The organism is Pontibacter sp. LHS2 (assembly GCF_058932845.1).
On sequence record NZ_JBZYWG010000001.1, the window covers coordinates 1241912 to 1256578 of the forward strand.

Sequence of the window (14667 nt, forward strand, 5' to 3'; positions counted from 1 at the left end):
GAGAACCTGACTCGGGCTCCAAAACAAAAAGCTCCTGCTGAATGGCAGGAGCTTTTTGTTTTATTACTGCTGTTCACCAGATCGCTCTGAAGTAATTGTGACGGCAATATTGTTATGTTTGGATGCATTTCCTGCTGATATGACAACCATTCCTATTCACTATACCGTTTACTTCATAAAGCAATGATTAGTAATACTATGAAGCAAAAAATAAAAGTAATTGTAGCGTTAGTTACCGCAGCAACTTCAACAGTTTGCTGTACCAACACAGAGAGTACCACAGGCTCGGGTACAGCAGTTGGCACATCGACAGAGGTAAGAGCCACTGAAGCTCAGTCAGAATCCCAACAACCCAGGAGTGCGGATACGAACATGTCAGAAGAGAGCAATGCAGAAAAGAATGTCTCAGCCAATAATAAATTAGGCAGCGACCAGAGTATTTTCGCTCTACTGCAGCAAAATCAAAACCTCACAACCTTTGTAGAACTGATACGAGCTGCTGACATGATAGTAACTTTAGAGAGCCCGGCACCCTACACTGTTTTTGCACCTACAAACCAGGCTTTTGCTTCTCTCCCATCTGGTACTATTGAGACCTTAAAGGCACCCGGAAACAAAACGGAATTAACCCGCCTGATACAAGCACACGTGCTGCCCAATCGGATAACATCAGCAGAAATGAAAGACAATATGAGCATGATTACAGCAACTGGAGAGGATGTAGTCGTGAAGAAGAATGGATCAGCCATCACTGTAGGGGGAGCACAGTTAATTGTCACGGACGTGAAGGCATCCAATGGAGTGGTGCATGTGATCAATAAGCTGCTCGTACCTCCCGAAGAGTAAAATCAGGCAGAGATGTTAAAGTTAATATTAGGAATGCTAGCATTAACAATCAGCTTGTATATGACACACCCAAAGGCTGCCCCTGTTAATTTTAGTGAAGGTGTAAATATCTTAAGTGAACACGCCTAATTTTTGAGTAAAACTGCTGTAATGGAGGCAGGAGTAGCATCTTCAATGTAACAACTTAAGATCAAGTCAGTTTAATATAATATACATTAACTGAATATAAACTTGTTCAACCTCAAACTATGAAAACAATGAAAAAGATAATTTATAAACCAATCGTAGCAATGACTGTATCGTCATTCATAATGTTTAGCTGTGCCAGTTCAGGAGAAAATACCACCGCTATGGAAGAAACTGCTACCATGAGTGAGACCGGAACAATGGCAGGAGATGCTGCCGACACCGGAGATGACACTAATAACATGGAAGCATATGATGTATTAGTGGTAGAAGAACAGGTAACAGTTCCGATAGTTACCCTGTCAACGACGGCTCTGATGCTGGAAAACCCGGTGGAGGTAGATCAGATGTTTGAAGACATCAACAATACCGAGAGCTACGATGTTCTGGAACTGGCCAAACAGAGTCCGAACCTTTCCACTTTCGTACAGCTTATTGAGCAGGCTCAGCTTGCAGATGACATACAGCGCGTAGACAAAGTAACACTCTTCGCTCCTACGAATGAGGCATTTGCTAGAATGTCAAAAGAAGAACTGGAGAAACTCCTGATGGCCGATAATTATGCGTCACTTTCAAAAATGCTGCAGAATCATATCGTATCGGCAGAGGTGACATCAACACAGCTACAGAATAATGACCGCATACGCATTACAGACGACAGCTTTATAGCCCTTGACACAGACATCAACCTGGGTAATACTCGTGTTGGTGGTGCACAGATTGTCAAGAGTGATATCGAAGCATCTAATGGTCGTATCCATGTGATAGACTCCATTATTCAACCAACCACTAATGACACCAGAATTCGTCGATAATCAGGGTTTCGTAATTTTTATCAAGAAAAAAAGCTCTCTTTTAACAAAGGGAGCTTTTTTTTGAGCATAACAAGCTGCTTTTACTTTACCTCAAATGAGCTCTCGTTGATACCCAGCTTATTCTTAGAATGTAGCTCAACTGGAAAACCCCAGAGATAGCGCAGATGTGCTAGAGTATGACGGGCGCTTTTAGCTTCAAGCTTGCGATCTTTCTGCATGTAATGCGTCAGGTATAACTTACTCGTTTGGTGGCGGTCAACACGTGTCACCTGGATGTTGGGAATATAACTGGCGCGGTCGTACTGCGACGCCAGCTGTTCCCGCACACGACGATACCCCCGTTCATTGTGAATAGCCCCGATCTGAAACTCGGATTCCCCTTCATTGTCAATGATCGTGAATAGTTTCATATCCCGGATCACCTTCGGGGAAAGGTACTGCAGAATAAAACTGTCGTCGCGGAAGTTCTCCATTACATAAAGCACCTGCTCCAGCCAGTCTTTGCCGATCAGGTCCGGGAACCAGGCCTTGTCCTCCTCCGTCGGCTCCTGACAGATCCGCTTGATGTCCATGAAAATATTGAAACCTAAGGTATAGGGGTTGAGCCCGGAGTAGAACTTGCTGTTATACTCCGGCTGAAAGAGCACGCTGCTGTGGCTCTTGATAAACTCCAGCATGAAGCCGTCGTTGAGGTAACCTTCCTCAAACATCTTGTTGATGATGTGATAATGCACAAAAGTGGCAAAGCCTTCGTTCATGACCTTGGTTGCACCCTGCGGGTAAAAGTATTGTGCTACTTTGCGAACGATACGGACCAGTTCACGCTTCCAGGCTGGCAGGGTTGGCGCATATTTTTCGATAAAGTATAAGATGTTTTCTTCCGACTCTTTCGGAAAACGACCATCGTCGGGTTGCGGGGGCTCAGCGATTACAGCTCCCTGTGGCAAGGTGCGCCATATTTCATTGTAGTTTTCATGCCGGATTGAAGTGAGTTTTTTCAGACGTTCGTTTTCTTCCAGCGCCGATAATTTAGAGGGTTTTCTATACTTGTCGACGCCGTAATTCATAAGAGCATGGGCAGCGTCCAATACCCGTTCCACTTCCTCTTCACCGTATTCATCTTCGCAGCGCAGCACATACTCCCGCGCAAAAGACATATAATCGACGATGGAGTCGGCGGAAGTCCAGTCGAGGAACATGTAATTATTGGCGAAAAAAGCATTGTGACCCTGGCAGGCATGGGCGATCACGAGCAGCATCATGCAGGTGGAGTTGTTCTCCATGTTATAGCTGATGCAGGGGTTGGAGTTGATCACCAGTTCGTACGATAGCCCCATGCGGCCCTTGGTATAGTTGTTTTGATTCAGCACGAAGTCCTTGCCAAACTTCCAGTGTGGATAGGAAGTCGGCAAACCGGTCAGCGCATAGGCATCCAGCATCTGCTCTGAAGTTACCACTTCAATCTGGTTTGGGTAGGTTTTCAGTTTCAGGTACTCCTGCCCGATCCGGCTGATTACTTCATCCGCCGCCTGCAGCGTTTCATAATCCCAGTTCGGATCACAAAACATCGCCCGGTATTTCTCTTTATCTGTCATGGATCAGGATTTACAGGATTTTAGGATTTTCAGGATTGTAGATATTACATAATGTCTGCTTAGTTTCTGTTTCTCAACCAGGGATAGTTAGCTACTATTCTTTCGTAACAGCGACCTTAAAATGTCATCTCGAATGCAATGAGAGATCTGAATTAATTTAGAGCATTGGCAGCATCCCAGATTTCTCCCTAAGGTCGAAATGACAAAATAAGATCGCTTTAGGGTACAGGTGATTTAATCCTGCTAATCATATAATCCTGTCAATCCTAGAATCCTGAAAATCGTGATTCAGACGGTACTCCGCTTTCGGAATAACCCCTGAAAAACAGGCCAGATCTCGAAGGGCTCGTATACCTGCCGGATCGAGAAAGAGTCATCGTCGCTGATGCGGCTATAGGCCTGCCACAGGTCACTCTCCCGCGGATTGTTGCTGATCTCGATATAAGCCATGTACTGGATGACGGGCAGGATATCTTCCAGCAGAAGTCGCTTACACTCCGTAGCATCCTGCTTCGACCACACATCGCCGTCCGAAGCCTGGCAGCAATACACGTTCCAACTCTCGTCGTAGCGGGTACGCATGATCTGCTCCATTAACTTGAGCGAGGGCGCCACTACGGTACCGCCGCTCTCCCGCGAGTTGAAAAATTCCTCTTCGCTTACTTCCTTCGCCTCAGTGTGGTGCCGGATGAATACCAGCTCCACGTTCTTGTATTGTCGCGTCAGGAAAATATAGAGCAGGGTGAAAAAACGTTTGGCAATATCCTTTTCATGTTGCCCCATAGAGGCCGACACGTCCATGATGCAGAACATCACAGCCGAAGTGACAGGTATAGGCACCCGCTCAAAATTGTTGTAGCGGAGGTCGATGTCCTCAAAGAACGGCAGGGTATTGGCCTGTCTCCGCACTTTCTCGACCTCTTCAGCGAGTACTGCTTTATCAGCAGGGTCGGTCGCCAGCGACAGCTGCTCCTCCAGCAGCGCCAACTTCTTGTCCAGTACACCCTTGAGGGCCAGTCTACGCCCAAGCGACTGTTGGTAGCTGGACTTGATGTTGAGCCGCGAAGGAACGCTGTCGCGGGTATAACCGGCACGTCGCATCTCAAAATTCTCGGTGCTGTCCATCAGTTTTTTCACCATGTTGGGCAGCGCCAGGTCATCAAAAAAGTACTTAAGAAACTCTTCCCGCGACAGCACCACGGTAAACTCATCTTCGGTCACCTCCGGACTGTTAGAGCCTTTGCCCCGGCCGCTACCGGAGCCCGCTCCTCCCCCCTTTGGTTTGGGCACACGGTCGCCTTCGCTATACTTATCATTGCCGGGGCGCACGGTCTGCTTCTTACCGGTTTTGGAATCGTGGTGAAAAGTGGGCTCCTCGAGTCCGCGCACAGGCACCTTCACACTGCCACCGGCACTGCTGTCCTTGATGCTTTCCTGCGAGATGATATCGGGTATAGCCTTCTTGATCTGGTTCTCCACCCGCTTCAAAAACTTCTGCCGGTTGCCAGTAGACTTTCCCCGATCGTTCTTCCGTCTGTCGATGATGTGGCTCATACTCCCCTCCTATGCCATTGTCTTGCGCACGCGCATAAACCAGTCAACCAGGATGCGGATCTGCTTGTCGGTATAGCCGCGGTCGCGCATGCGGCGGGTGAAGTCGCGGTGTTTCTTCTCGTCTTCCTCATTCGTTTTCACGTTGAAGGATACCACCGGCAGCAAATCTTCGGTGTTGGTGAAGATCTTCTTCTCAATCACGTTCTTGATCTTTTCATAAGAGTCCCAGCGAGGGCTCTTGCCGCCGTGGTTCGCTTTGTGTCGCAAAAAGAAGTTCGTTACCTCGGAGCGGAAGTCTTTGGGGTTTGCTATACCTGCCGGCTTCTCAATTTTCTCCAGTTCATCATTCAGAATGCTGCGGTCAAAAATCTCACCGGAGTCCGGATCGCGGTAGTCATTGTTTTGCATCCAGTGGTCGGCGTAGACCACGTATTTCTCGAAGATGTTCTGGCCGTACGAACTATAAGACTCGATGTAGGCCTTTTGGATCTCATCTGAAATAAACTCGGCATACTTGCTGGCCAGCACCGATTTGATCAAGTGCAGGTACTTGGTTTCTGTCTCAGGCGGCAGCATCATCTTGATCACTTCCTGCTCCAGCACATACAACAGGTGTACCGGGTTGGCGGCAATCTCTTCACTGTCGAAATTGAAGACCTTGGAAAGAATCTTAAACGCAAATCGGGTTGATATACCTTGCATGCCCTCATTGATTCCGGCATCATCACGGTATTCTTGTATAGACTTGGCATTGGGATCGGTCTCACGCAAGGTTTCACCGTTATACACCCGCATCTTGGAGTAAATGCTGGAATTTTCGGGCTCCTTGAGGCGCGACATCACAGAGAACTCCGCCAATAGCTCAATAGTCTTCGGTGCACAAGGTGCGTCTTTGAGGGAGCTTTCGCGGATCAGCTTTTCGTAGATTTTGATCTCTTCACTCACACGCAGGCAATAAGGTACCTGCACTTTGTAAATGCGGTCCAGGAAGGCTTCGTTCTTTTTGTCGTTGAGGAATTTGGCCCACTCTGACTCGTTGGAGTGCGCCAGGATGATGCCGTCGAAAGGTATAGCGCCGATCGGCTCGGTGCCTTTGTAGTTCTTTTCCTGGGTAGCGGTAAGCAGTGGATTGAGCACCTTGATCGGGGCCTTGAACATCTCCACGAACTCCAGCAAACCCTGGTTCGCCAGGCACAGGCCACCGGTATACGAATAAGCATCAGGATCACTCTGCTGGTAGTCGGCCAACTTGCGGATGTCTACTTTACCAACCAGGGTCGAAATATCCTGGTTGTTTTCATCGCCCGGTTCGGTTTTAGATATGGCAATCTGCTCCTGAATCGATGGGAACAGCCGCACTACTTTAAAGCGGTTAATGTCACCGTCAAACTCACGCAATCGCTTAGAAGCCCAGGGACTCATGCAACCCGGTATGTAGCGGGCAGGTATAGCATACTCGTCCTCCAGCTCTTCGGCATAATCAGCGAACAGCCCCAGCGGACTCTCAAATACCGGACTGATCTGTTCGCCGGCCTTGAGCACATAGATCGGGTGCTGCTGCATGAGATGCTTCAGCTTTTCGGCCAGGGAGCTTTTACCGCCTCCCACCGGCCCCATCAGGTATAGGATCTGCTTCTTTTCCTCCAGGCCCTGCGCTGAGTGACGGAAGTACGACACGATCTGCTCAATGGTGCTTTCCATCCCATAGAAATCGCGGAAAGCAGGGTAAATCTTGATTTTCTTGTTGGAGAAGATGCGGCTCAGTTTGGGATCCTGGCGTGTGTCGAGCATCTCCGGCTCCCCGATGGCGTCGAGTATACGCTCAGCGGGCTTGGCATACATTTTTGGGTCTTTTCGACACTCCTCGAGATAAGCAGCTACTGTCATCTCGTTCATGGAGGCACTGTAATTGGTTTTGATTTTTTCTAAAATGTTCATAGGGCGTATTTTTAGAGAATCATTTTATATCTGAACGCAATAAGCAGTGGTCCCAAAAAGGAAAATCTGTTTACTGCCTGTCAGCTGAATGTGTCATATTTCGGGTTATTTATGGTCTGCACCCCTGCTACATTGGAGTGCCGCTTTGCTTGGTTGTATGTTATATACCTACACATGGGCTCAGCCTAGGGTAAGTTCTGAAGCTGTGTGCTCACGCACAGGTCTACGGGCTGGAAATGTGTACACGTACACATGAAGCAGGGCGCTGCTTTCCGTTGCCCGGTACAGGGGAAGAGTGGCTCGGCGACAATGAATGGCAGTCCCCTGTGCCCTATGTTATTCTATACGTAGATTTTAAGCTTTCTATAGTCGGGTGCGGCCCCTCTTTAGTTGCAGAACAGCATCCCTGTATTTTAAATTCAAAATCGGTAATATTTTATAACTTCACATCTATACGTATTTTGTACAAAATTGTCTAAGCCTATACCTGTTGTTGCAGTCGTGTTGGCTTCTATTAAATTGATTCCTATGCACGAAGACCACTTCAATCCACGCCAGATGCCGCTTTTCCAGAAGGGACGCGAGATCTATGAAATCACTGTGAAGATAACTGACCTCATACCTGATGATGACCGTCGCCTGGCCAGTAGCAAGGCTTTTATGCTGGAAGATGCCGCGCTGCTGAGCGTAAAAGTAGCCGGCGCTGAGGGTGGTGACCTGTATGATATCCGCATGGAGTGCGCCACCCTGATCCGCAAAGCAGCCCGTGATCTGCAGAACCACTGCAACACGCTGACCATGTTTGACTTCGAGCATACCCAATACCTGCACCTGATCAGGGAGGCGCTGGAAGAGTACCGATTGCTGTTTATAGATTGGGTGAAAACGTTTGATGCCTGGAACTATGCCGTGGACCGCTGGGGACTTTTTAACCCGCCCGGCGTACAGCCTGATGACCCCGATCCGGAAAGAGGTATGGGTGGATTCTGAAAACAGGACATAGCCTTAAGACTTATAGGTTGAGTATAAATGATAAAAAATTCTGATGATGGAGCAGGAAATGGAACACTGGAATGAAGACAGGTATACGGAGCTGAATACCTACTTCAGAATAAAAATACAGGGCATGGTCGACTCAGATCCTTACATCCAGGAGCTTCAGAAAGCGGAAGGCGGCTTGCAGCTAGCAGACTTGATCAACAGGATGTCGGCGCAGGACCAAGAGCGCTGGGCAGAGTTTATCAGACTGGATCGCATTAAGCTACACCTCGATATGCAAAACCACCTGGAGGGCAAGGGCACACCCTATAGTCCACAGAAAGGGTTTGGCAGCAACACCGATACGCAAGACGGCCAGACAACCTGGTAGCCTTACTAAACTAAAAAGGGAGACCCACACAGGCCTCCCTTTTTTATTTGCTCAATTCTTTGGTCTTATTGCTGCACGATCATTTTCACTGATCTAGTATCATGTTCCGTTACGAGGCGAGCCAGGTACATTCCTTTCGGCAGGGCGCTGGCATCTACCTGCACCTCCACTAGTTCGTCAGCCTGTGCGCTGCCCTGACTCAATTCCTGCACCAGCACACCTTTCATATCATACAGGGCTATCGTGTAACTGCTTTTCTCTTTCAGCTCAAAACGGAGTGTGGATGTACCTGCAAATGGATTTGGATAAGCGGTAAGATTGCTGGCAAGTTCTTCCTGCGCATCTACCCCATTCTGCTTATCAGCATACAGCTTGTCGTTGTGATGAATCACAATGTTGCCTCCGCCGATGGCAGGCCCCTCGTCTGGGAGGAAGTAAGCAAAGTCTGATGCATGACTGTCATAGTAGAGCTTATTGCCCTCGAGCTTATCCCAGATGCGCAAGCGCAGCATGTCTGTCCCTTTATTACCTTGACCCGCATCCACTACAGAAACTGTAAAACCGAAGTTGCCGCGTCCGTTAATTTGGCCAGCACCCTGCCAAACAGCTTTGTCCTCCTGCACTACCAGCCAATCGTAGCTGGTGCTTTCAAATCGGAGTGCGTTAGTCAGTTTAAAACTGGTCTTGCCAGTCGGTAGCAGATTGTCCTTGCCCTGCTCCTTATACCTGATGTTGAAGTCAAACTGTACTTTTATGCCATCAATCGGCAAACCCGAAGGAGTAAACCAGCCACCACCAGTCACAAAACCGGCATGAGGATCGAAGATGGCCAAAGGCTGCAGGTTCATTTTCTCTTCAGGAGTCAGGCACGGGTTGTCAAACGTTAATGTGGGGGTGTAAATGCCAGTTCTGCTATAGGTATGCTGCCCTGTTACCTGACTGGTCCCGGTGGTGTGGTAAGCAGTAGAGGTAGCACCATCTCCCCAACTCCATTGTGCGTTAATATTTGCGGGCAAATTCTCCGCCTCCAGCAAGGCGGTAGTGCTTACCGCCTTGCCTACCTGTTGTCCGTTTGGCGGCAGAATAACTTTCACCGCCACTGGCGTGTCGCAGCCATTTATTTCGGCTCCGTATTTCATAGCAATTATCTTATCCATCCCCTCAGACCTTCCAATGCCGCTCAGGTATAAGTTATTTTGCTTATCAAAGTGAAGGGCTGAACCTCCGCCGTACAGTGGCTCTGCTGAATCAAAAAGCTCTTCGGATAAGAGTTCGCCGCGTTTATCGAACTGAACCAGCATCATCATATTTCTTTTTGCCTCTTCTGAGAAAGTAGCTCCGGTCACTGCAATGTTTCCATTTGCATCCACTGCCACTGCTCTTCCTACACCAACCTTATATTCTTTTGCCCAATCACGTACTCCATTTTTTGTGTACTTGATAAGGTGGTTGCCGTATGGCCAGGTGGCCAGGATCAGATTCTCTTCCGCATCAACGGCCATGTTCCACATCACAACACTACCTGCTCCATCAAAATCCTCTACCTTAGACCAAATCATGCTGCCATCTGCGTCCGCCTTTGTAAGTAAAATGGCATATTGGTAACCTATGGTAGTTTGAGAAACAGTGTAAATCATACCCTCAGCACTTATATGCAGTTGTCTGGGATCAGCGCCATTACCATCACCGCCCATTTCGGGTTCCGTAAACTTTTTGGTGGTAATCACCTGGCCGCTAGCCCCGTCAAGTTTAAGTAGCAGCGGATACGGTCTAACGTCCTGCGATAATATCCTGCCTCTGACAGCTATGTAAGGGTTTCCAGCCGGATCAAGTGCCAATGTAGGTCCATAGGTAGAATGGCCTCTTATATTGTCCAAACGCCTTTCCCAGGTCAATTTGCCTGACTTATCAATTCTTAGCGCGAACATGTCATGGCCTTGGGTAGTAGAACAGAATCCTGCCACGATTATGTCGTCATTTGCGGAGAGCTCAAAGTCATAGGCTCTGTCAATTCCTGCATATCGATAAGTGTAGGGAGTCATCCACTGCGTTACACCATCTGCAGATACTTTGTAAAACAGTAGACCTTGCCCACCATTATTAAGGGATGTGAGGGCCAGCACAAAAATATCTCCCTGCTTGCCCACTTTTAAAGTAATAGGAAACTCTCTTTTACTATAGTAAACATTTTCCAGCTTCCTATGCCATACTTTCTTTCCATTGGCATCGTACTTCATGAGCGTTAGAGTATGTTCTCCACCCGGTGAATCCTGGCTACCAAGCAGGTACAGGTTGTTCTCGGAGTCAAGAGCACTTTCAGAAAACCGCTGTGCTGTGCTGCCCTCTGTAGAGGCAAATACATTCCATTGCTGCACCATTTGTGCGGAGACGCTATTCGCAAAAAGGATTAAAAATAAGAAGGTAAGACTAAAAAATTTGGATAAAAAAGAGGGGTGACTTTGAGAATGTTCTGCAAAGCTTACAGAATAAACGGGTAATTTTTGTTTCATAGCTTTAGGGTTACGACTTAAATAAAAAATTCAATAAAAGAGATAAAATATTAATAGATGTAGCAATAGCAGAGTCGCTACAACCCCCTATAAAGGACTGAGAGGCAACTTTATGTAGTAATATCTGCAGAACTTACAGGCTGTAGATAATCATAAAACACTTCTGAGAATTGTACTGAAGTATCATAAAAAGTGTTGTACCGATTTCAGAAATATTTAAGACTTTAAGTCTTTTTGCTGAAGGCCTTAGCTGGCACATATTCTAAATGCAAGTGGGATTTCAGAAACTTTTTAGCGGGCTGACGTTTATACAAATGTCAGGAGCAGGTATGCAGGTTAAAATATTATTAACTTAATATATTCATGCTCTCCTGATTTCATTTTAATTACATTTTTCTATAATTTCGCTTCGATAAGAGATAATTCACGGACATATAAAAAATACTGGCATGTCAGAACACGCTGAAATAATTCTAGAGGGGAAGTCCTACAAGTTCCCGGTTGTAACTGGTACTGAGAATGAGAAAGCAATCGATATCGCTGCTTTGCGTTCGGAGTCAGGCTACATCACCCTGGACTCAGGCTATAAAAATACAGGTGCTACCAAGAGTGCGATCACTTTCCTGGACGGAGAGCTAGGCATTCTGCACTACAGAGGTTATCCAATTGAGCAATTAGCGGAGAAGTCAAACTTCATTGAAGTGGCTTACCTGTTGATCTACGGTGCACTGCCAACCAAGCAGGAGCTGGAAGATTTCAGTGGCAAGATCAAAATGCACACCCTCGTGAACGAGGATATGCGTAAGATCCTGGACGGCTTCCCATCTGCGGCACACCCGATGGGCATCCTTTCTGCCATGATCAGCTCACTTACGGCTTTCTACCCGGAGTCGCTTAACCCGAACCAGACAAAAGAGGAGATGGATCTGTCTATCATCCGTTTGATGGCCAAAATCTCTACCATTGCTGCCTGGTCTTATAAGAACTCTGTTGGACACCCGGTAAACTATCCAAAAAACAAACTGGATTATTGCTCTAACTTCCTGCACATGATGTTCGCCTTCCCTACGGAAGATTACGAAATCAACCCTGTAGTAGTAGATGCGATCAACAAGCTGCTTATCCTGCACGCTGACCACGAGCAAAACTGCTCTACCTCTACTGTGCGTCTGGTAGGTTCAGCAAACGCGAGCCTATACTCTTCTGTATCTGCCGGTATCAGCGCCCTGTGGGGTCCGCTGCACGGTGGTGCCAACCAAGCTGTAATTGAGATGCTCGAAGCCATTAAGGCTGACGGTGGCGACTCGAAGAAATACATTGCCAAAGCTAAAGACAAAGACGATCCGTTCCGTTTGATGGGCTTCGGTCACCGTGTGTACAAGAACTTCGACCCGCGTGCGAAGATCATCAAGAAGGCTGCTGATGAAGTGTTGACTGCCCTTGGCATCAACGACCCGATCCTGACCATTGCAATGGAGCTGGAAGAAGCTGCCCTGAACGATCCGTATTTCGTAGAGCGTAAGCTTTACCCGAACGTAGACTTCTACTCTGGTATCATCTACCGTGCCCTTGGTATCCCAACTGATATGTTCACGGTGATGTTCGCCCTGGGCCGTCTGCCAGGCTGGATCGCGCAGTGGAAAGAGATGCGTGAGCAGAAAGAGCCGATCGGCCGTCCGCGTCAGATCTACACTGGTGAAACAGAGCGTAACTACGTTGATATCGAGAACAGATAATTTCCCAGTGATAATTAAGAAACGGCCCGCTACAGCAAAGTAGCGGGCCGTTTTGTTTTGGAGCTTTTGCTAAAGACGGCTATGGCACCAGCGTCCTTACTCGTGTCCTTTGAGCGTGCGCAATCCAGCGGATTCAAGCTGCTTTTACCAATAAGGATTGAAATGAGAACGCTAAATTGAAGCCAGGTTTACAACACCCGCATCTCAATGCGGCGGTTTTGACTGCGGTTTTCGTCTGAGGTGTTTGGCTTGACAGGCTTGCTTTCGCCGTGTCCTACAGAGGTGATCCGGTCTTTCGGGACTTTGTTGCTGCGTAGGTAATCGGCTACAGAACGGGCACGACGCTCAGACAGAACTTTGTTGTCAGCATCAGAGCCGATATCATCGGTGTGACCTGATATCTCAATGCGAACAGAGGGGTTCTGCTGCATGAAGGTGATCAGCTTATCAAGTTCGGTTTTCGACTTGCGCTCCAGTTTATACTGACCGGTGTCGAAAAACAGGTTGTTCAAGACAATGGCCGCACCGGACTTGATCGGCTTCAGGTATACGTCGAGTGCCACAGGGCTCAGGGCTTTGTGCGAGGTATAGTCAAAGCTGAGGCTGTTCATCAGGAAACCCGGTGCTGAAACATACAAACCATATTGCCTTCCCTCCGATAGTACTATGGTATACTCGCCAGATACTTTATCAGAGTTTACCTGCTGCACCAACGAGTCGGCACTCACATCATAAAGCTGTACTACTGCTGCGAGAGGCTTCTTGCTATCGGCATGAAACACGCGGCCCTGGGCATAGGTGCTGTTTACTTTACTGCGCCAGTTCTCCGGCACATCCAATTCATAGAGTTGTATTGTGGGAGCACCTGCTTCTGTCAATTCCTGACGGGAATAATACCCTTTTTTGTTATCGGCAGTGATGAAGAGTGAGCCTTCATCTGCATGTGTGTTCAGCGGATAACCCATGTTCTCAGGTACGCTCCACTTGCTTCTGTTGTCCTGTGTCGTCATAAACACATCCAGGCCGCCCATTCCTAAATGTCCGTCGCTTACAAAATAAAGCGTGCTTCCACTCACGTGAATGAAAGGTGCCATGTCGCGGCCTTTGGAGTTCACCGGTTCGCCCATATTTTCGGGCTTTTGCCACGAGCCGTCCTCGTTTAACCGAGTCACCCAAATATCTTCTTTGCCTATACCGCCAGGTCGTGTGGAAGTAAAGTACAAAGTACGACCATCAGCAGAAAGGCTAGGCTGGGAATCCCATGCTTTGGAATTCACGACGGAGCCCATGTTCTTCGGTTTGCTCCATTCATCACCACTTCTGAACGAGATATACAAGTCACAATCGCCTTGGCTGTCTGATCGGTTGCAGGAAGTAAATACGAGTGTCTTGCCGTCGCCGGAGATGGTGGCGGCACCTTCGTTGGCAGTGGTATTGATGGAAGGTGAAATAGAGCTGGGTGGACTCCACTGATTGTCGCGGAACTGGCTCACAAATATGTTTTCGTCCTGATCAGGGCGATGGCCTGCCCTTGCTGTGAAGATCAGATGGCGCTGGTCGGCTGTGGTGGAAGGGAAATACTGCAGCTCGAAGCGGTTGACATTATCTGGCAATCTTACCGGGTTGAAGCTAACAGGCTTCTTCATAGCTTCAGCGGCAAAGTCTGCTGATTGAATCTGCTGCCGGGCAAAATCTACCATTCGGCCATTGCGGGGCTTACCGCGCAGGAACAGCTCAAAATTCTTGCGGGCGTTCTCATAGTCACCACGCTCAAAGTAGAGGTCTGCCAGGTCGAAGTAACTGTTCATCAGACCGGCGTTAAAAGGCTTAAGGGCCAAACCTTTCTGCAAGTTTTCAAACACCTCCGGTTTGTTGCCCATGGAGCGGTGCAGGTGTGCAATCTTCAGATAGGCATCCGCGTATTTAGGATCACGCTCTACGGCCTCAGCCAGGTAGTTAAGGGCTTTGTTAAAGTCACGTGCCTGCGCTGCTTCTTCTGCTTTGTAATAGAGCGTTACTGCTTTTCTGGAATTGGAGGCTGGTCTGCCCTGTGCCAGACAGGTGTTCGCTATACTAAAGGTAATCAGAATCAGAAGAAGCAGTGGCTTAAGCATAGCT

The 14667-nt window shown here is 48.0% G+C and carries 10 protein-coding genes; 5 read left to right on the plus strand and 5 right to left on the minus strand.

The genetic code is table 11. The features are described 5' to 3' along the window. Window positions 1-198 precede the first annotated feature (198 nt). A complete protein-coding gene (locus AC5FX6_RS05375) occupies window positions 199-846 on the plus strand; it encodes a fasciclin domain-containing protein (RefSeq protein WP_493595992.1) in 648 nt (215 codons plus the stop codon). A gap of 350 nt (window positions 847-1196) precedes the next feature. After that, window positions 1197-1847 (plus strand): fasciclin domain-containing protein, encoded by a 651-nt coding sequence (locus tag AC5FX6_RS05380; RefSeq protein WP_493595993.1) that lies wholly within the window; start codon window positions 1197-1199, stop codon window positions 1845-1847. A gap of 80 nt (window positions 1848-1927) precedes the next feature. On the opposite strand, the gene AC5FX6_RS05385 is transcribed toward AC5FX6_RS05380, so the two are convergent. The 3 genes from AC5FX6_RS05385 to AC5FX6_RS05395 form a co-directional block, all read right to left on the minus strand. After that, window positions 1928-3442: a SpoVR family protein gene (locus AC5FX6_RS05385; protein ID WP_493595994.1), complete on the minus strand. Its 1515-nt coding sequence runs from the start codon at window positions 3440-3442 to the stop codon at window positions 1928-1930. Between the two features lie 288 nt (window positions 3443-3730). Further along, window positions 3731-4996 (minus strand): YeaH/YhbH family protein, encoded by a 1266-nt coding sequence (locus AC5FX6_RS05390; RefSeq protein ID WP_493595995.1) that lies wholly within the window; start codon window positions 4994-4996, stop codon window positions 3731-3733. A 9-nt stretch (window positions 4997-5005) separates the two neighbouring features. Beyond that, window positions 5006-6934: a PrkA family serine protein kinase gene (locus AC5FX6_RS05395; protein WP_493595996.1), complete on the minus strand. Its 1929-nt coding sequence runs from the start codon at window positions 6932-6934 to the stop codon at window positions 5006-5008. 528 nt (window positions 6935-7462) lie between these two features. Between AC5FX6_RS05395 and AC5FX6_RS05400 the strand changes: the two genes are divergently transcribed. After that, window positions 7463-7924, plus strand: a complete 462-nt coding sequence (locus tag AC5FX6_RS05400; protein WP_493595997.1) for a hypothetical protein — start codon at window positions 7463-7465, stop codon at window positions 7922-7924. A gap of 55 nt (window positions 7925-7979) precedes the next feature. Then, complete coding sequence (locus tag AC5FX6_RS05405; protein ID WP_493595998.1) at window positions 7980-8303, plus strand: hypothetical protein; 324 nt, start codon at window positions 7980-7982, stop codon at window positions 8301-8303. A gap of 65 nt (window positions 8304-8368) precedes the next feature. On the opposite strand, the gene AC5FX6_RS05410 is transcribed toward AC5FX6_RS05405, so the two are convergent. Next, complete coding sequence (locus tag AC5FX6_RS05410) at window positions 8369-10681, minus strand: T9SS type A sorting domain-containing protein (protein ID WP_493595999.1); 2313 nt, start codon at window positions 10679-10681, stop codon at window positions 8369-8371. A gap of 581 nt (window positions 10682-11262) precedes the next feature. On the opposite strand from AC5FX6_RS05410, the gene AC5FX6_RS05415 reads away from it, so the two are divergent. Further along, complete coding sequence (locus AC5FX6_RS05415; RefSeq protein ID WP_493596000.1) at window positions 11263-12549, plus strand: citrate synthase; 1287 nt, start codon at window positions 11263-11265, stop codon at window positions 12547-12549. A gap of 188 nt (window positions 12550-12737) precedes the next feature. On the opposite strand, the gene AC5FX6_RS05420 is transcribed toward AC5FX6_RS05415, so the two are convergent. Continuing rightward, window positions 12738-14663 carry an OmpA family protein gene (locus AC5FX6_RS05420; RefSeq protein ID WP_493596001.1) on the minus strand — a complete coding sequence of 642 codons (1926 nt, stop codon included), beginning with the start codon at window positions 14661-14663 and terminating at the stop codon, window positions 12738-12740. Window positions 14664-14667 lie beyond the last annotated feature (4 nt).